Source organism: Paenibacillus sp. 1A_MP2 (assembly GCF_052244825.1).
GTDB classification, from domain to species: Bacteria; Bacillota; Bacilli; order Paenibacillales; family Paenibacillaceae; genus Paenibacillus; species Paenibacillus vandeheii.
On record NZ_JBQQCS010000001.1, the window covers coordinates 939,270 to 959,326 of the forward strand.

At 48.5% G+C, this 20,057-nt stretch carries 10 protein-coding genes and 5 pseudogenes; 6 read left to right on the forward strand and 9 right to left on the reverse strand.

The features are described 5' to 3' along the window. Positions 1-54 precede the first annotated feature (54 nt). The 3 genes and pseudogenes from ACTWJ7_RS04655 to ACTWJ7_RS04665 form a co-directional block, all read right to left on the reverse strand. Positions 55-1,766 (reverse strand): annotated as a pseudogene (locus tag ACTWJ7_RS04655) (ABC transporter ATP-binding protein). A gap of 77 nt (positions 1,767-1,843) precedes the next feature. Next, positions 1,844-2,851 (reverse strand): iron-hydroxamate ABC transporter substrate-binding protein, encoded by a 1,008-nt coding sequence (locus ACTWJ7_RS04660; protein WP_301880260.1) that lies wholly within the window; start codon positions 2,849-2,851, stop codon positions 1,844-1,846. A 94-nt stretch (positions 2,852-2,945) separates the two neighbouring features. Then, positions 2,946-4,595, reverse strand: a complete 1,650-nt coding sequence (locus ACTWJ7_RS04665) for an ABC transporter substrate-binding protein (RefSeq protein WP_301880259.1) — start codon at positions 4,593-4,595, stop codon at positions 2,946-2,948. A 458-nt stretch (positions 4,596-5,053) separates the two neighbouring features. Here ACTWJ7_RS04665 and ACTWJ7_RS04670 point away from each other — a divergent pair. Further along, a pseudogene (locus ACTWJ7_RS04670) lies at positions 5,054-6,069 on the forward strand (LacI family DNA-binding transcriptional regulator). 191 nt (positions 6,070-6,260) lie between these two features. Further along, positions 6,261-9,660, forward strand: a pseudogene (locus ACTWJ7_RS04675) (GH36-type glycosyl hydrolase domain-containing protein). Between the two features lie 127 nt (positions 9,661-9,787). Here the strand turns inward: ACTWJ7_RS04675 and ACTWJ7_RS04680 are convergent. Next, positions 9,788-11,023 (reverse strand): methyltransferase domain-containing protein, encoded by a 1,236-nt coding sequence (locus ACTWJ7_RS04680; RefSeq protein WP_443145164.1) that lies wholly within the window; start codon positions 11,021-11,023, stop codon positions 9,788-9,790. A gap of 246 nt (positions 11,024-11,269) precedes the next feature. Between ACTWJ7_RS04680 and ACTWJ7_RS04685 the strand changes: the two genes are divergently transcribed. Next, positions 11,270-11,773 (forward strand): GNAT family N-acetyltransferase, encoded by a 504-nt coding sequence (locus tag ACTWJ7_RS04685; protein ID WP_079350285.1) that lies wholly within the window; start codon positions 11,270-11,272, stop codon positions 11,771-11,773. 24 nt (positions 11,774-11,797) lie between these two features. Then, positions 11,798-12,586 (forward strand): SDR family oxidoreductase, encoded by a 789-nt coding sequence (locus ACTWJ7_RS04690; RefSeq protein ID WP_079350286.1) that lies wholly within the window; start codon positions 11,798-11,800, stop codon positions 12,584-12,586. 217 nt (positions 12,587-12,803) lie between these two features. On the opposite strand, the gene ACTWJ7_RS04695 is transcribed toward ACTWJ7_RS04690, so the two are convergent. From ACTWJ7_RS04695 to ACTWJ7_RS04705, 3 genes are all read right to left on the reverse strand, one after another. After that, on the reverse strand, positions 12,804-13,706 hold the full coding sequence (locus ACTWJ7_RS04695; protein ID WP_079350287.1) for a hypothetical protein: 903 nt from the start codon (positions 13,704-13,706) through the stop codon (positions 12,804-12,806). Positions 13,707-13,919: 213 nt separating this feature from the next. Next, entirely contained in the window at positions 13,920-14,468 is a 549-nt protein-coding gene (locus ACTWJ7_RS04700; RefSeq protein ID WP_024632770.1) for a GNAT family N-acetyltransferase, read from the reverse strand. 31 nt (positions 14,469-14,499) lie between these two features. Beyond that, entirely contained in the window at positions 14,500-14,757 is a 258-nt protein-coding gene (locus ACTWJ7_RS04705) for a DUF2164 domain-containing protein (RefSeq protein ID WP_143805566.1), read from the reverse strand. A 189-nt stretch (positions 14,758-14,946) separates the two neighbouring features. Here ACTWJ7_RS04705 and ACTWJ7_RS04710 point away from each other — a divergent pair, with 189 nt between their 5' ends. Beyond that, positions 14,947-16,680: a glutamine--tRNA ligase/YqeY domain fusion protein gene (locus ACTWJ7_RS04710; protein ID WP_143805571.1), complete on the forward strand. Its 1,734-nt coding sequence runs from the start codon at positions 14,947-14,949 to the stop codon at positions 16,678-16,680. A 369-nt stretch (positions 16,681-17,049) separates the two neighbouring features. On the opposite strand, the pseudogene ACTWJ7_RS04715 reads toward ACTWJ7_RS04710, so the two are convergent. Continuing rightward, positions 17,050-18,290: pseudogene (locus tag ACTWJ7_RS04715) on the reverse strand (MFS transporter). Between the two features lie 126 nt (positions 18,291-18,416). Here ACTWJ7_RS04715 and mobA point away from each other — a divergent pair. Next, a pseudogene (gene mobA, locus ACTWJ7_RS04720) lies at positions 18,417-18,967 on the forward strand (molybdenum cofactor guanylyltransferase). Between the two features lie 63 nt (positions 18,968-19,030). Here mobA and ACTWJ7_RS04725 read toward each other — a convergent pair. Beyond that, complete coding sequence (locus ACTWJ7_RS04725) at positions 19,031-20,005, reverse strand: AraC family transcriptional regulator (RefSeq protein ID WP_301880253.1); 975 nt, start codon at positions 20,003-20,005, stop codon at positions 19,031-19,033. Positions 20,006-20,057 lie beyond the last annotated feature (52 nt).

Consider the following 20,057-nt stretch of genomic DNA (forward strand, 5'->3'; position numbering starts at 1 on the left):
TCGCAGGTCTGCGGTTTAACGAATGCAAGAGACGTGAGACGTTATTTCCACAACTTATCCAAACTGGGCTTGATGCAATCGACTATATGAGCCCTGGCGTGCCAAAAGTTCATCATGGCTGCCTTGTTCGGCTACACCGCCGTTCTCCACAACCACAATGCGATCCGCGTGTCTGATCGTTGCCAGTCGATGGGCGATAATTAGCGTTGTACGCCCCTGTGCCAGTTCGGATAAAGCCAGCTGAATGGCGGCTTCCGTTTCAGTATCAAGTGCGGAGGTCGCTTCATCCAGAATGAGGATCGGCGGATTTTTCAGAATCATGCGAGCAATGGATAGACGCTGCTTCTGTCCGCCGGACAATTTGACACCTCGTTCACCGATCAGGGTATCGAGTCTTTCCGGTTGGGATTGGACGAGCTCTTCCAGTTGGGCGCGGCGGATGGCTTGCCAGATTTCCTCATCAGGCGCATCCAGTTTGCCGTAGGCAATATTCTCGCGGATCGATCCGTCAAACAGGAAAATATCCTGCTGCACAATCCCGATATGGGAGCGCAGTGACTCCAGCGTCATATCTTTTACCGGAATCCCATCAATAGAGATATGCCCCGCATCCACATCGTAAAAGCGTGGAATGAGACTGCATAGCGTAGATTTGCCTGCACCCGAAGGTCCAACCAGCGCAACAGTTTGTCCTGCCTGAATCTCCAGATTGACCTGATCCAACGTAGGTTTGTGTTCGCCGTAAGCAAATGTGACGTTATGGAAGGCGATGTCGCCTTTCACATGTGAAATCGGTTTGGCTTGAGGCATATCATCTACATCGGGCTCGGCCTCCAGCAGTTCCAGGTAACGTCTGAAACCGGCAATGCCTTTGGGATAGGTCTCGATGACGGAATTGATCTGTTGAATCGGTCCAAGAAACACATTGGATAACATGACAAAGGCGATGAATTGTCCGTAGGTCATCCTGTCCTGAATGACAAACCACGTACCGCACACCAGTACAAACAGTGATACGAATTTCATCAGAATGAAGCTGAGCGAGGAATTCCACGCCATAATTCGGTAGGTGATCAGTTTGGTAAGGCGAAAGCGTTCATTATTTTCGATAAAACGTTTCACTTCATGCTTTTCATTGGCAAAAGCCTGAACTACACGAATCCCGCTCACATTGTTCTCTACGCGTGCGTTGTAGTCTGCAATATCCGCAAACATGCGTTTGAACGCTTTGGACATTTTGCGGCTGAAATAGAGGGACAGGAAGATCATCAGCGGCACGATGATGAAGGTCATGACAGCCAGTTGCCAGTTGATGCTAAGCATAATGCCGAAGGCCCCAGCCAACGTCATCAGGGCAATGAACAGATCCTCGGGGCCATGATGTGCAATCTCACCAATATCCATCAGATCGTTGGTCATGCGAGAGACGAGGTGCCCGGTCTTATTGTTATCAAAAAAGCGAAATGATTGCTTCTGCACACGCTGGAACAGTTCCCGCCGCATATCAGACTCGATGTTAATGCCAAGCTTATGCCCCCAGTAGGTAACTGCATAATGGAAAAGGAACTAAGCAGATAGATGCCCAGCAATCCGGCACAGGCTGCTAATATCATGGACCAGTTGCCTGCGGGAAGCAGCTGATCGACTACTTTGTTTACAGCTAAGGGAAACGCTAGCTCCAGCAGTGCAGCCAGAATGGCACAGGAGAAGTCCAATATAAAGAGTCCCCGATAAGGACGATAATAGGCCATGAAACGGCGAAGCATATGTAAGTCCTCCTCCATATAACGCAAATGCCCGGACAGACTCCATGGCCTGACCAGACACTTACACCCTTCATATGTTATTTACGATTTTGCTGTGCACGTTCTACAATCATATCGGCAAATTCTTCAGCCTGAGCCTGTATTGCAATCGGGTCGAAGTACCAGTAGCGATCTTCTTCCAGCTCATACACTTGATTGTTTTTCACAGCCGGGAGCGACTGCCAGATGGAGTCACCTTGGTAATTTTTATTGTTCTCCCCTACAGTTAAGAAGATATGGTCTCCGGCATAATCACCAACGACTTCCCGGGAAATCTCTTTCCATTGGGTATCGCCCATCAGCTCTTTCTTGGTGATTTCGAGTGGTGCAAGTTGCAAAGCACGATATACGGCCTGTCCACCACGACCAAAGTTGTCTCCGTAACCATAGTAGCTTTTGTCAGATACTTCGAGGATCGAGAAGGTCTCCTCAGGTTTAATGACTTCTTTTACTTTGGCGCGAGCGGCTTCAATACGTTCGTCATATGTTTTTAGCCAGGCTTCGGCTTCTTCCGATTTGTTCATGAGTTCTCCGAAGCCCCGAATTTCATCCTCTACATTGGTAAATGTACCGTAGGGAATGACCACGGTCGGAGCGATTTTTTGATAACTCTCAATTTCTTCGGCTTTATCAGAGTAGGTAATGATCAGATCCGGGTCCAACGCAACGACCTTCTCCAGGGATACAGCACCCCGATCACCAATGTTCTCTATGCCCTCCACCTGATCTGCGTAGAATGGATTTTCCAGATAATATTGAACAGCACCAACGGGTTTCACACCCAGTGCTAGCAGGTCACTTACGTACATGTCCGTAACAATCCGTTTCGGTTCAGCCGGAATTTCCACATCTCCACTTAATGACTTATAAATCCTTGTCGTATCCGAAGAACTGGTGTTTGTTTCATTCGAACCTGTGGTCGATTCTGAGCCCGCCGCTGTTGGTTCCGTTGTGCCCGAACCCGTACCACTGTTACAGGCAGCCAGGACCATGATGATGGCGAGCATAAGCAGCAAGCCGGAAAATCGTATTTTTGCAGCAAACATATCCTTGTTCCCCTATGTATAATCAATAATGATTATTATTCTCATTAATAACATAGAGGATGACGTAACATTTGTACATGGACATCTATGATGACTAATGCATGGACAAATGTGATGTGAGTTTGTGCATGATGTGCTGTAATTGCTCTATAACCGAGATCGGGTCGAATCCATAAAACATATCCGCATCAATCTCGTACAGTCGCCCTTCACGAACGGCACTCAAGGTGTTCCAGGACTCCTGAGCGAACAGGTTGTCCACAGCATTCTGCTCCGACGATTCCCTGGCATAATCAATAAAAATATGATCTGCCGCATACAAATGAATCTCTGTTAACGGAACATGGATGTAACCTGTGAGCAGCTGACCATCCTTCTCCATCCGTGCAGGAGGGGCGAAGCCCAGCGAATGATACAAAATATGAGAAGCTCGGCCCCACCCGTGGCCATAGATGTACGCTCCGCTCTCACCAATCATGAATATACATACTGCTGATCCACGTACGCCCATCATCTGATCCAGTGTACGATTGGCCTCTTGCTGAAGTGTATCATAGCGTTCTAACAGCGTACGAGCTCTGGCTTCCAGGCCCGTGATACGTCCCAAATGAATGAATTGCTCCTGCCAGTCGAGTTCTTCAAAGGGCATGAGAATGGTAGGTGCGATCTGACGTAATTCATTCATGCCGGAATGTGGTGCATAACCAAGAATCACATCGGGATGAGTGTCTGCGATTAGATCCGTATGATTAATAAGTTCATGCTCAGAATACTGTATGAATGGTTCTGACCCGTATTCAACTATTTTCGCTTCCATCCATTCCGCGACGGCACCCATATGAGGGATATGGCCCAGTGCGAGTAAGGACGCAGTATAGTTGTAAGTAAGACTTACGATTTTTTTTGGTGTTTTCCGATAGAGGGTCGGTGCGCAACCTACCGTTTGTTTAAATTTTCGACTTAGATAAAAGGTGTCTCTGTATCCCGTCAACTGCGCAAGTTCCTGTAATGTCGGATTAGCAAAAAGCAGCTGTTCCTGAGCGATTCGGATTCTTAGCCGGGTAACATACTCCACAAACGTAAGTCCGGTGTACTTCTTGAATTCTCGTGAAAAATGCTCTGGACTCACATTAACCTCTCTCGCTAATTGCTCCCGTGTAAAGGAGTGATTAACCTTTACATGGATGTGCGCGATGACGATGTCCAGCCAGGAATGATCTTCATGAGCCAAACGTTCAGCGTGATCACGTAACGTATCCAGTAACTGATAGAACAGCATATGAGGTTTGAATGGTCCGGATTCATTACGTTTCGAGCTGGACAGAACCAACTCGGAGATCAGCTCGGCAATAAGGCGGCTCGTAATGGGAACAGGATGTCCGAACGGCCAGTGCTTTTGTTCGCTATCTGCAAAATCAAAGGCCACTGCAATACCCTGAACCGGGGACAGAGAACCACGCTTGCTTTCATGCTGAAGCTGGGTTCCAGCTTGGCGTACGACAGCGGAGCCGGTATTTACCATCAATTGACCATTCGAACTGATCAATCTTGCCTGACCGGAGGTGATGACATAAAGAACATGCTTGCTGCTCCACAGTTCATCGATACCGGAGAAGGCTTCTCGATCATGGAGCTGCACCAGATGACATAGCCTGAACAGTGCTGGAGGGACAGTTGTAATTTGCTGCAAGCGGCCAGGGGTGTTCAGGGATAATTTATGAAAGCTTAGATCCAGGTTGCTCATAACATAACGAACTCCTTATAGAGGATTGGACTAATATGCAGTATAATACCACAAAGGTGTAATTGGGGACCCCCAAATCCTTCCCTTCACATATTTCTGTGAAAAATAGATAAAGAGGTTGAAATCGCTATCAACACCGACTATAATAAAAATGTCGAAACGTTTCAATTTATGGTTTACAGGCATATTCATTATGATTTATAATGAATTTCTCCCTTTAGTCCATTATTGAAATGCTAACAATCGACTAAGATATATCTACGATTAAAGGGTACATTTTACAGCGGGGATGCTTAAAAGACGCGAAGAGAGATTTTTTTTGAAAACACTTCGAAACGTTTCGATAAACAGGAAATAGATGTAACTCCTAATGGATAATGAATAGGAATGAGTGGTTGTTGCAACCATTTACAGTATAAAATGATAGGTAACAAGAAGTTGGAAGGAGCGAACGTGGAATGGCAACGATTAAGGATGTGGCAAAGCTGGCAGGTGTGGCGCTCTCAACCGCCTCTTATGCGCTGAACGGAGATAGCAAGGTCAGTGCCAAGACCAAGGCCAAGGTGCTGGATGCAGCACGAGAACTGAATTATCGCAAAAACGGCTTTGCCATGGACCTGAAGCGGAGCCGGACGAATACGATTGCGTTGATTCTTACAGATCTGTCGGGTCCGTATTACTCCGAATTGATTCGCAGCGTTCAGGATGTAGCGCTGGCTAACGGATATGATCTGATTGCTTGCAGCTCTATGGGAGGACGCGACTCCACAGCGGTTCGTTTCTTGCGAGAAAAAGAGTGGATGGCGCTATTATTCTGGCTCATAACATCCATGATGATATCCTGGTGGAATCTGCGGGAGATCGTTTCCCTATCATTGTGATGGATCGGCAGCTGACGAGTAACCATCTGGTCAACGTTTTGGTAGATGGGGAGCAGGGCGGTTACTTGGCTACACGTCACCTTATTCAGAAGGGCCATAAGACCATCGCCTATATTAGCGGGCCATCTAATTCTTATGATAATGCACTGCGTTATCAAGGGTATTTGCGAGCAATGCAGGAAGCGGGTCTTGAAGAAAAGTCCAAATGGCGTCTAAGCGGCAACTTTGTACGTGAGGGCGGATATAGTGCAACCAAGATGATGGTTATGCAGGGCGAGCTTCCGACTGCCGTATTTTACGGGAATGACGAGATGGCGATTGGTGGACTGAAAGCATTTGAAGAGAGCGGCATATCGGTACCGAATGATATTTCGGTAATTGGATTTGATGATATTCAACTGTCCGAATATGTTCTCCCTCCGCTTACAACGGTGCGACAGCCCAAGCATGAGGCGGGTTCATTGGCAGGACATTTGCTCTTCCAGATGCTGAATGGCGAAGCTGTGAATCCATCGTATACGTTAACCATTGATCTGGTGGAGCGAGAGTCTGTACGATCGGTAGAGGTGCAGTCGGGAAACCAGCCAGCATAGGAAGTGAACTGTCCGAGGCTGGATCTGCTAAAAGGCTGCTTTGTAGTAGTTTGAATCTTTTCTGTTGAGAGTTGAATGAGGGGGATCATCGTCCGAAGGGGCCAGTCAAAGGTCACTTCGCAGAGGCCCCCTATTCTTTTTCAGATTTATCGAAACGTTTCGATTTTATACTAATTGAAGGAGTGAAGAGTATGACAACGATGATTAATGAACCAATTCGGCTGACTGCCGGGGATTTATCCTTTACCTTTTTGAACAGTGGGGATCTGTATCAGGCCAAGTCCGGTACAACTATGTTGAATCAGCTGCTCAGCAACCAGATCGATGGATCTTTGAATAATCTGTACCTGCGTGTACACGAGGGGGAGAAGATCAGCTCGTTCCCACTGCTGGGTGTGCGTTCGAACAGCAAAGTGATCACAAGCCAGGCGCAATCCGGCAATCAACTGATCTGGGAAGGTACAGTGCAGCTTGAAGGCAAAGAACAAGGCATTGGCTATCAGGTCGTGTTTACAGCTACAACGCAAGGCGTCTGGTTCTGGGATGTGAAGCTCACAGGACAACAACATAACGTTGACGTGGTATATGGACAGGATGTAGGGCTTGCTGATCCAGGTGCAGTACGCAGCAATGAGGCCTATCTGTCGCAGTATATTGACCATACGGTGTTCGAGGATGAAGCGAAGGGATATGTGGTATGTTCCCGTCAAAACCAGCCTCAGGGCGGCGCTTTCCCATACATGCAGCAAGGTTCGCTGACTAAAGCAATCGGCTACTCCACAGACGGATTCCAATTCTTCGGTCTTTCCTACAAGGAGACCAATCAGCCTGAGAGCCTGAGCCGTAATACACTGGCAAATGAGACGTACCAATATGAATTTGCCTACACCGCGTTGCAATCGGAGCGCGTTAACTTGGACGGGGAAGCCCAAGTGGTCTTCTACGGACTGGCCAAAGCAGATCATCCTGCCGGAATCTCCGCACTGGAATTCGGGGATGAAGTGACAGCCGCATGGAACGAAGTACAAGCATTGACTGTTCAGCAAGGCGAGACGTTGGAACAGGTGAAACTGTCATCCTTCTTGGGTGAACCGCTTGCTGCGCTTGATTTGACACAAGATGAGATTAATGAGCTGTTCCCTGATCGTCATCAGGAAGAGCATAGCGGTGACTCGCTGTTGTCCTTCTTTACAGGCAGCTATGAACATATCGTCCTGAAAGCGAAAGAATTGCTCGTAGAGCGTCCGCACGGCCATATCCTGATGAGTGGTGGCAACGTACAGCTTGGTGCGCAGGTTATTACGACGACGTCGTATATGTACGGTATTTTCAACTCACAACTCGTTATTGGTAACACCAATTTTAATAAAATGATCAGTAATGCCCGTAACGCATTGAACGTTCCGAAGACGGCTGGACAACGCATTTATGTGGAAATGGACGGACAGTATCGTCTGCTGACCATGCCTTCCCTGTTTGAGATTGGCTTCAACTACGTGCGTTGGATCTACAAAACCGAATCCGATACCATTATCGTGACGAACTACACCGGGGCACACACCACTGAAGTGAGCATGAACGTACGCTCGACAAGTGGCAAAGCTTATCGCTACCTGGTAACCAACCAAATCACGATGAATGTAAATGAATACGAGTATCCGCTGCATATGACGCAGGATGGCAGCACACTGATCTTCAAGGCTGATCCACAAGCGATTAGTGCTGGAACGTATCCTGACCTGCAATACCGCATGTCGGTGGATGGAGCAGCCGTAAATGTTGGGGACGAAACGTTGCTGGCGAGTGGCATCCGCAGTGGATCAGCATCGCTGGTTACACTTAGTCTGGAAGAGAGTGCAGAATGGACGCTGAAAGTACAAGGCGTGTTGGAAGGTCAAGCTAACGAAGCAGACGGTTCTGTCGTAGCAGGATCCAGCCTTACTTTTGAAGAGGAAGTTCAGGCGTACCGCGAATTCTTCGCAGGCGTAATGAATGGTTTCCGTTTGTCTCGTGGTGAAGGCCAAAGTGCAGAGGATCTGTTCAAAGTGAACGCGCTGGCTTGGTGGTACACACACAATATGCTGGTTCACTACTCCGTGCCTCACGGATTGGAGCAGTACGGCGGCGCAGCATGGGGCACACGTGATGTATGCCAAGGTCCGGTTGAATACTTCATGGCCACGCAAAAATATGAGCAGGTTCGCGATATCATCAAAATGGTGTATACCCACCAATATGAAGATGATGGCAACTGGCCGCAATGGTTCATGTTTGACAAGTACTTTGCAATTCAGCAGGAAGAGAGCCATGGCGACATCATCGTATGGCCGCTGAAAGTGCTCGCGGACTACCTTACAGCGACTCGTGACTATGCGATTCTGGATGAGAAAGTGCCGTATACCGTTAAGCACAGCTTTGGATTCACGGAAGAAACGGCAACTGTATTGGATCACGCGAAAAAGAGATTGAATACATCCGCTCACATTTCTTGCACGATACATTCCTGTCTTCCTACGGGGATGGAGACTGGGATGATACACTCCAGCCAGCCAATGCACAGCTCAAACAATACATGGTGAGCAGCTGGACTGTTGCATTGACCTATCAGTCTGTCAATGTGCTTGCACAGGCACTGCAGCATAAGGATGCTGCATTTGCACAGGAGCTGGACGTTCTGGCTCAAGGCATCCGTGAAGACTTTAATCGGTACATGCTGGGTACGGATGTGATTCCAGGCTTCGTATACATGGAAGAAGCCGATCAGGCGAAGCTCATGCTTCACCCAACAGATACGGAGACAGGCATTCAATACCGCCTTCTGCCGATGACACGCAGCATGATCGGTGAATTGCTGAATGCAGAGCAAGCTGAATCACATTATGCGTTGATTCGTGAGCAGTTCCTGTGCCCGGATGGTGTACGCTTGATGAATCGCCCGGCTCAATATGCAGGTGGAGTGAGCAGTCACTTCAAACGGGCAGAGCAAGCGTCCAACTTCGGACGTGAGATTGGTTTGCAGTATGTGCATGCGCATATCCGTTACGTGGAAGCGATGGCGAAGCTCGGTAAGACGGATCAGGTGTGGAATGGTCTTGCCATGATTAACCCGGTCGGCATCGGCGAAGTTGTACCTAATGCGGAGATTCGTCAGGCGAACGCGTATTTCAGCAGTTCCGACGGCAAGTTCAACACGCGGTACGAGGCGCAGGAGCATTTTGACCAGCTTCGCAAAGGAACGGTACAGGTGAAGGGGGATGGAGAATCTACTCCAGCGGTCCTGGAATCTACATGAACCAACTGATCTCGAACGCACTCGGCATTCGTCAGGAAGGCGGAGATCTGGTTATTGACCCGGTATTGCCAGCTGAACTGGACGGTATGCAATTCGAATTCGAATATGCAGGAGAGCCGGTAACGTTTGTCTACCATCTGAACGAAGGTTCGGTTAACCGTGTAACAGTAAACGGCAAGGATATCCGCACCGAGCAAACAGCGAACCGTTACCGTCAGGGTGGGGCTCGCATCTCGCTGGATGAGTTCAAACAAGCGCGTAATGCTTCGGAGCGCACGATTGTTGAAATTTATGTGTAAATTCAATACAAGCTCGAAGCTTCACTAGAGTGGAAGGTCATCCTCCTTAACAGGCAGGGTGACCTTTTTTTATTTGAGAAGGATTCAGTGGCAGGTCCGGGGAACCCGTTACGATACGATGATCATTCTAACGCAAAGGAACGGCCAGCAACGTGTGCAGCAGCGTATTATGGCGTACATGCTTCGTCACATAGCCTGCGTCCTCCAGCGAGCCGCACAGCTCGTCCAGCAGCGGGAAATGACGTTCTTTTATCGTTTGCAGTGGCTCCTCATGACCTGCTACCTCAGCCTGTTCGATATACGTCTGGCGGTGAGCTGTATTCGCAAACATCAGGTCTGTCAGGCAAATCCGTCCTCGTCTGGTTAACACTCGCTGTATCTCCTGTAATGCCAACTGCTGCTGATCTGGGCTCAGATGATGGAAGGCGAAACTGGATACGACAAAATCGAAAGACTGATCGGCAAAAGGCAAAGCCAGAAAGTTGCCAAGCTTCACATGCATCTCTGGATGCTTGGTGCGGCATGTACGCAGCATCTCCCGGGATTGATCAATGGCGGTCATCGTTGCGCCTCGTTCTAACAATTTGCCTGCCAGATTGCCCGTGCCAGTCCCAATATCGAGACCTTTCTCGCCGGGTACAGGAAATATCCAGCTTGCTGTCTGCTCCAGTGCTTCGTCATAGTTGTCATATATATTGAACGCTCCTGCACCTACTCCTACTCCTACTCCTACTCCTACTCCTACTCCTACTCCTACTCCTACTCCCAATTCTTCCAATCTTGATTCTGCATCGTCTGGATACGTTGTAGCACTGTTTGGCTTGTGTGCTGTCCAGCTATTCTTCTGGCTGCGAACTTCATCATCATTAGGTTCTGGCATACGGTCATTCGACGCCTGTACCCGCTGATCATGGATGGCTGCTTGCCTATCATAATTCCAGCGGTCATGCCAGTTCTGCCGGGCTTCTCTGAGGCGGCGTGCACTGTCTGCAAGATCATGCAGATGGGTGACGTCCAGCGGCCCATCCTGACGGTTCAGGTCAATCATGCGCTGGGTCGTATCGAGCATGCGTTTTAGCTCGACCCACTGGGCATACATGACCGCCTGCTGCAGCTCCAGATATTCTTCCAGCCGCTGCTGATTGCCCTGGTCAATCTCTCCGAGCGCTTGGGTGATATCCTGAAGCGACATCCCGATTTCACGCAGGGCTGCAATGGTTTGCAGCCGCCAGATATCATTCTCGGTATATGTGCGATACCCGTTATTCGTCTGTTTGGCGGGCTGAATCAGTCCTTTTTCCTCATAAAAGCGAATGGCTCTCGCCGATATGCCAAGTCTGTCAGCGGCTTCCTTAATGTTCATCACGTACACCTCGAATCAAGTATATTATCGAATTAGTATAAACGATGACGTTACGGAAAGGTTAAGTGAAAATTTCATTCAACGAATTGAAATTTTAGTCAAGCCTGAGGCTATGCTACAATATATAGCAATGGAGCATTAGCATCGATATACCCTGCAAAATGTTCAATAAGAACCGAACAAGCCCTATTTTTGAACGCTGCTTCTCGCAGTGTTAATCACTAATGTACGAAAGGTTGAACTTTTATGCTTACCAGCCATACGTATATGATTCGGCTATCTGAGCTTAAGGATGCGGCGCAGCTGATGGAGCTGGATGCTCTGGTATGGGATAAATATACCTCTCCTGAGCCGCTCAACTGGCGATCAAGACAACAATACCTGCAGCATTGCCCTCCAGGCAGTCAGTTGATTGCCGTTCAGGGAGAGCGGGTATGTGGTTATGTGGGCTTTCATCCGGCGACAGGCATGCCTGTTAACCGTCATGTATACGAGATTAATATCGCCGTTCATCCCCATGATCGTCGCTGTGGTATTGCTACGGCCCTGATGGATGCCATGAAGCAATATGCCCTTGAACAAGGGATCACCAAGCTTAGGTTGCGGGTGTTATCCAGCAATCCAGGAGCCATTGCGTTTTATACACAGTGCGGATTCATGACGGAGGGCAGACTGATATCGGAATTTTATATCGCAGGCAAGTATGTGGACGATATTCTTATGAGTTATTTCATCCAGGCCAAAGGATAGAACAGCGTAGGAGGAGGAACAACAATGGACATGGGACTTCGGGGTAAAAAGGCACTGGTGCTTGCATCCAGTCGAGGACTTGGCAAAGCTGTAGCCGCTCAATTGGCGGCCGAAGGCGCTGACGTTATGCTCGCCAGTCGGAGCGAAGAAAAGCTTGCAGGGGTGAAGCAGGAGCTGCTGGCGCTTGGTGGTGGCGGACGTGTCGAATATTGTGCAACGGATGTGACAAGTAAGGAAGATATTGATGCCCTGATTCACAAGACAGGTGAATTGTTCGGTCAGATTGATATTTTGGTGAACAATTCAGGCGGCCCGCCTTCTGGAACATTTGAGTCATTGACCGATGAAGACTGGGAACGCGCATTTGAATTAAATGTACTTAGCTATGTCAGACTGATTCGCGGTGCACTTCCTTACATGAAGGAGAATGGCGGACATATCGTGAACATTGCCTCAACCTCTGTGAAGCAGCCCATTCCGGGTCTGATTCTGTCCAATACGTTCCGTACAGGGGTGTTCGGATTGGCCAAGACCTTGTCACAGGAGCTCGCACCATATGGCATTCTGATCAATACGGTTGCGCCGGGTCGAATCGGAACGGATCGGATACATGAATTGGATGCTGTGCGTGCAGAACAGAACGGAATAAGTGAGGAAGAGGTTGCCGAACAATTCCGTAAAGAAATTCCATTAGGACGTTATGGTCAACCCGAGGAGTTTGCCAAGGCGGTTGTGTTCCTCTTATCAGGAGCGAATACATACATTACAGGTACATCCCTTGTGGTGGATGGTGGTATGGTACGTGCACTCTAAGAAAAGATGGATCAGAAGATCTTAAGTTATACGTAAGTAAAAAATTTAAAAACAAGGTAAAGCCCCTCCTTATTCTCTACGTGTTGTGTAGAAGGAGGGGCTTTTATTTGATGTAAGCATTGTGTGTGGGAACGGCTTCCCTCACCACGTCGACCACATTAAACCAGGTGCACAGAGGGGTTGTGCATACCTAACTTATCAGGTCCGGACCGAATGGTTAAGCCGGGTCTTTGCTGCTGCTACTGGCTGATGTATCGGCTTTACCGGAATCGGGAGCAATCGTTGTTTTGGATTCTCCGTCACGTTTTGCCCCATGACCATGACCTTCCCGGTCTTCGGACAGTTTGCCGTTGATAAGGTCGGTAACCCGTTGAGTGATGTCGGCAGCGCGTTCATCGTACTGAGCTTGTGTAAGTTTTCCATCGGTCAGCTTTTGTTGCAGATTGGCTTTCTGTGCTGCAACAAGTTTATCGATAACGGTCTGCACGTCCACATTTTTGGCAGCTGCAATCTCGGCAATGGTGCTGCCCGCTTCGCGAGCTTCCTTCAGCTCGTCCGTTGTAATCCCAAGGACAGAGGCCAGCTCTTCGGTATAACGTTCTGCTCCCGGTCCGCCGAAACCGCCGCGTCCGCCTGCACCAACTTCCGACAAATTGCCATTAACAAGGTCCGTTACGCGCTGAGTGAGCGTAGCCAAACGCTCATCGAGCTGGGTTTGCGTAAGTTTTCCGTCGGTGAGACGCTGTTGCAGTTCCGTTTTTTGTGCGGCAACAAGTGTATCAATGACGGTCTGTACGTCCACATTTTTGGATGCTGCAACCTCGGCAATGGTGCTGCCTGCTTTACGGGCTTCTTTTAGCTCGTCGGCTGTCATTCCAAGGACGGAGGCCATTTCGTCCGAATAGCGGCCAAATCCTTGTCCATGAGCTCTCTTCCCATCTGCCGATTTAAATGTATGTGAATTCGATGTGGAGGCACTGTCGGTCTTCGTTTGACCGGAAGCACTTGCCACCGGATCTGCATTAGCCACTGAATGTGCAAACAACCCTCCGCCCAGTGCTATTGTCAAAGCCATCGTGCTGGTTACCATCACTGTTCTTGATGTTTTCGTTCTCTTCATGCGTGATCATCCTTCTTTCTTCAATAGGTTGATGTGGAGTGAATCCACAACGTTATCTTAGGCAATAACCATGAAGAGAGGCTGAACGTAACCTTAATTCGCGTTAAAAATTGGTCCTCTAACCAGAAATGCCCCTCACCCATGTTTGAAAATCTCACAGGCAAGAGGCATATTAATGTTCTCCGAATGATGTATTAGATTATGTAAGTCTATTTAGCGCAAAAGTTCCCATTCATGCTGCAGCATGCCATACACTGCATGGTTAACATAGCCCTTAGGCAGCTTCTCGGCCTGACGTATAACGCCTTCAAGGACAAATCCAAGTCGTTCAGGGATGGCCCGGCTTCGCTTGTTGTTGGTAGCAGAGCGAATCTCGACACGGTTCAGATCCAGAGTGACCAGAGCGTAATCCACCAGAACGCGGCATGCGCTGGTCATCAAGCCTTGACCTTCAAAGCCTTTGCCAAGCCAGTATCCGATGCTTACCGAACGGTTGGTCCAATTAATTTCATGGAAACCGATGATGCCTGCAAGGTCGCCCTTCAGCCAGACACCTGCGGTGAAACCACCGTTGTCAGCTCCCTGTTTCAATGCATTGCTGATAAAATTCGAAGTATGCTCAATCTCGGTAACGTGGTCCACCCACGGTAACCAATGTCTCAGCTGATCCCGCGAGCGGTCTGTGAGTTCGAACAACGGTTTGGTGTGCTCCATCGCAAGTGGGCGGAGTTCGGTATATTCATCCAATGAATAGGTAAACATGAGTGCAACCTTCTTTCTTTGAAATAATGGTTTATCGGGAAGTCTTCGGTAGCTTGCGCTCTAGTGAAAACAGGTCTTCTTCCATCGAGGCCATGCGTTGGTTCACCGTAGTACGGGCGTCACCCAGTGCCTGATTATATATGAAGGGAGCCAACTGGGTCATGAAAAGATCCAGCACACCCCAAGCTGCCAGATCGCCCAGTTCTTCGCCGCGTTCCTCTTCGAAATACGACTGGATGGTACGTATGGCTTCATCCTGTTGTTCTTTGGTCAGTTTTAGCGCGTTCAATGGGAAACCCTCCCTTAAATTCTGTTTTTCTATCATGCTACATGATTCGCGCGAACCCGTCAAAATGGTTTTGGGCCTATCTTGTGTCAGCCTGTCATGACTTTGGTGCCGTTATTTATTGAACTCGTCCCTCGTTAAAGGTATATTTAGATGAAACGCATTGTAAATGCTGAAAGTTCCAATCAATTCATGAAAGGTTTGATACCTGTGGACAATCGTACAACCCCACCTAACTTTATCAAAAATATTATTACCGAAGATCTCCGGTCAGGGAAAGTCCAGGAAGTCATTACCCGTTTTCCTCCGGAACCGAACGGTTATCTGCATATCGGCCATGCCAAAGCGATCTGGATTAACTTTGCACTGGGTGGCGAATTTGGCGGCAAGACGAATCTGCGCTTCGATGACACGAATCCGGTCAAGGAAGATGTGGAATACGTACAATCCATTCAGGAAGACGTAAAATGGCTCGGCTACGAGTGGAGCGAGAAACGGTTTGCTTCCGATTATTTTGATGAAATGTACAACCGCGCGGTCTTGCTGATTCAAAAAGGCAAAGCCTACATCGACGATCAAAGCGCCGACGAAATCCGTGCCATGCGTGGAACGCTAACCGAGCCGGGCAAAAATAGCCCATACCGTGACCGCACGGTAGAAGAGAATCTGGACCTGTTCACCCGCATGCGTGCAGGCGAGTTCCAGAACGGTGAGAAAGTGCTGCGTGCCAAGATTGATATGGCTTCACCGAACATCAACCTGCGTGATCCGGTCATTTACCGAATTTCGCATGCACATCATCACAATACAGGGGACAAATGGTGCATCTATCCGATGTATGCATTCGCACATCCGCTCGAGGACGCCATTGAAGGGGTAACGCATTCCCTCTGTTCCCTGGAGTTTGAGGACCAACGTCCATTCTATGATTGGGTTATTGCCGAATGTGAGATGGAGAATCAACCGCATCAATATGAGTTTGGCCGCCTGAACCTGTCGCAAATGGTGACAAGCAAACGGAAGCTGAAACTGCTTGTGGACGAAGGCCATGTGGATGGATGGGATGATCCGCGCATGCCAACGATTTCGGGTCTGCGCCGCCGGGGATATACACCGGAAGCCATTCGTGATTTCGTATACGAAACGGGAATTTCCAAAAACTATGGCGTCATCGATCTGCAAACGCTGGAGCACTTTGTCCGTGAAGATCTGAAACTGAAAGCTCCGCGTACGATGGCTGTCCTGCATCCGCTCAAAGTGGTCATTACGAATTACCCTGAAGGGCAAGTAGAATGGCTCGAAGCAGAGAACAATGTGGAGAATCCGGAGATGGGTAATCGTCAGATTCCATTCTCGCGCGAGATTTACATTGAGCGAGATGATTTCATGGAAAATCCACCGAACAAATATTTCCGTTTGTTCCCGGGCAACGAGGTTCGTCTGAAGCATGCGTACTTCATCAAATGTAACGATGTGATCAAGGATGCGGAAGGCAATGTGATCGAAATCCATTGTACTTACGATGTGGAGACGAAGAGCGGCAGTGGCTTCACAGGCCGTAAAGTCAAAGGAACGATCCACTGGGTAGAAGCGACCCAAGCGGTACCTGCGGAGTTCCGTCTGTATGAGCCGTTAATCTTGGCAGAAGCACCGGAAGCAGAAGTGGAAGTGGAAATAGCAGGGGCTGATAATGAAGTTTTGGAAGAACAACCGGAGAAAACGTTCCTGGATCAATTGAATCCAAACTCTCTTGAAGTAGTTCAAGGGTTTGTGGAGCAAGAGATGAAGGAGGCGAAAGCACAGGATAAATTCCAGTTCTTCCGTCATGGTTACTTCAGCGTGGATCCAAAACATTCCGAGCCAGGCCGTCCCGTATTTAACCGGGTCGTATCCCTGAAGAGCTCGTTCCAACTGCCAAAAGCATAAGATAAAGCATAGCGATAGAATACAAAGGTAGAGTATAAGATTTAAGGTCAATGCTACAGGTTAGGTGTATAAACCCAAACTTAAATCTATAAACGCAAAAGGCGTCTCCAGGGCAATAAGCCTGGAGACGCCTTTTTCTTTATTACTACTATTGTTAATCTTTTGTTTGATTGTTTGAACTTTTTATTTACACCATAACGGAGAGGACAGAATAAAGCTGGAGAAGCGGAGCGTTCGCCTTTATCTCCGAATTTTACCCTTATAGAAGGGAATCAAAAAAATTCGGAGATAACAGCGATCGGAAGGTTGTTCTGTCCTCGTAGTGCTCCAGTGTAAATCTTGCAAGGTTCAACCTTTGCCAACAAAAGATTACCTCTCACCCATTTCCGTCAGCACCGTTGGCTGATAACCATTGCGGCGGTTCGAGAACCACATGATCCCAAACCCAACAGCACCAATCAGGGAGAAGAATACTCCGATCTTATACATCACTTCAGCACCGAAGCTCTGGAACAGCCAACCGCCGAACAGGCCGGCAATGACACCGGATATGCCGCCCCAGGCCATCGTATACACGGCCTGACCAGACGAGCGGTACGGCCTTGGAATGAACAGCATCGTCAGCTGGGTCCCGACATAGAAATATCCGCCGAATGTAATGGAATGCATGAGCTGGATGAATACAATCTCCAAAGGATTGTTTGCCAGAGCCATGAGCTGCCAGCGGATGGCGAACAGCAGACTGATCCATATCAGCGATGCGAGAAGCATGCTCATTTTACGCTTGAGAAAACGGTCCAGGAGCAGGAACACACCGACTTCAAGTATGGATGATGAGAAGATGGCCCAGCCAACCATCTGTTTATCGCCACCCATCTCAACGATGTACAATGACATGAATGTACTGTTCATGGCGTTGGGTACGGATACCAGCACACCAAGCCCGATAAAGATCATAAAGTACGGATTAAACATGACTCTGCCGAAACGTCGAAAGCTCACTACAGGGGTATCTGAAGCGATCGGCTGTCTGGGTAGGAGCAAGGCAAAGATAAAGGCAATGACGATCATGAAGGCAAAGACAATCGATACACTGCCTGCACCCAGGCGGTCAATGAGCGGTCCGGCAGCTGCAGCGGTCAGAGCCCAGCCCAGCGATCCCCAAAGCCGGAACGTACCAAATTTCTGAGTAGTTCCATCAATATAACCGAGAATCAGGCTGTTGGTTTGAGCAAACAAAGGACTTTGAAAAAAATAAAAAAGATCATGGCTGTATAGATCCAGGCATACGTAGGCGCATAGAATACGGTCTGAGCAAGCACAAAGGTGCCGCCCATCATCATCATCAATATAATACGAATATTGCGTGATTTATCGCTCCAGAAGCCCCAGAACGGATTAGCGAACAAGGATACAAACGGACCAATCGCCATCAGACTGCCAATCTCCAATTTGGTCATACCGATTTCCTGCAAATACAACTGAAGAAAACCGGCGAAGATTGAAATGGCTCCATAAATGAAAAAGTTATATAGTTTCAGCGAAACCAAAGAGGGGTTGCCTCTTCCGGGTGCAGATCTGTCCAATAGAGCCATTCCTTTCAGGATCATATTCTTCAATGTATCATTTGTTGAAAGGGTATTCAATGTATAGAATACGTTTATAGAACGAGGAGGATGGCTGTGAGCACAATAGAATGGACAGGTATTATTTTGGCAGGCGGCTTATCCCGCCGTATGGGTTCCAATAAAGCATTATTGGAATGGAATGGTTCCAGCGTGCTGGAACAGGTTATCCAAGCGATGACACCGGCTGTGAATCGTATAATCGTTTCCGCAGGAAACAACACGACAGCGTACAACGCATTGCCCTACGACTGCGTTCAGGATGATTACCCGGGAAAGGGCCGCTCGCAGGACTGCATGCCGCGCTGGAAGCCTCAGAGACGGACTGGAACCTCGTTTGTGCCTGTGATATGCCGCTGTTAGAGCTATCCTTTTTCAAAGGCATGAAGAGGCTCACTGAGTCTGCTCAAGAGCATCATGCGATCGTTCCGCGATTGGCAGGGCGGGTTCATCCGCTTGCGGGTGCTTACCATAAACGTGTTCTCCCCGAACTTGAACAGCGCTTAACAGGGGACAGACTAAGAGTAACTGAGTGGCTTGAAGAGATGGGCTGCCGATATGTCGACGTGGACGAGCTGGAAAGCGCTGGCGTCCATGATGTGGCAATTCAGCTGAGCAATATGAATACCCCGGAAGACTATGAGTTTATTCGTAATCGATAGGACGCCCTAACCATGAGTCATTCATCATCACATTTAACATCTAGCCAATCACTTATACCTACCTCATTCCAAAGTGGTCCGCGAACTCTGGTGCACTGGGCCCGATTCGTTAGATATATCCTGAACCCCGTTGCGATACTGAAGTGGGCTCTGGCCAGTCCATCGTTTGAATTGCCGACTGAAGTGTGACAGATGGGTATAGCCCAGCTTCCATGCAATTTCACTCAAAGAGAGCTTGGGCTGTTCAATTAATACTTTGGCTTCCTGCAGCTTTATGCTGGACAGATACGCCCGTGGAGATTGTCCGTACACCTTGCGGAAGATCTGCAGCCCATATCCTGGACTGATGCCAAACGAGGATATGATTTGCTCCACTTTGACGGTGGATACATTGCCCTCCTTGATGCGCAGCTGCGTATGGAATGCTTGTTTGATGGCTTCTGCGATGGCCCCTGCATAATGCATCGCTGCTGGAGCTGGAGCATTAGGCGAAGCTTCAGATCGGTTGGACAACGGTTCACGATCCGCAGCCTGGGACAGCAGGGCAAATAGTTCAAACATGCGTGCCTGCATTATAAATTTGTCTGTGGAAGTGTATGCCTCCGATGTTCTGATCATGTTCATCCAGTTCTCCAGGACGGGACGCATTTGCATGTTATCTGTAGTGCCTGCCTCATAGATTCGGCTGTGATGGGACATCAGTTTCAGGGTAAATACAGGATCATCCACATTAAAATGAGCGCTGAAATACGTCATGCCCTCCGGTGATACACATTGGTTTGTATGCTTGAATCCGGGTGGAATGAGCAGAATGGAACCTTCCTCAACCGTATAGGTATACCCGTGAATCACGCTCTCCTGAGTACCCTTTATAATCAGCATCATTTCAAAGCCCGGATGGGACTCCTCCGGCATCGCCCAACCGTATGGAACTTGTTGGCTGTGCGCTCCATAGAATTTAATGTTACAGTCGATAATAGGCAGCCAGTGAGCCATTGTATGATGTGGCATTTCTCGAAGCTGTGATCGGATATCCATGAGATTCACCTCGGAAAAGGGTAAAAACTACTCGCTTTGTACAATCGGCACC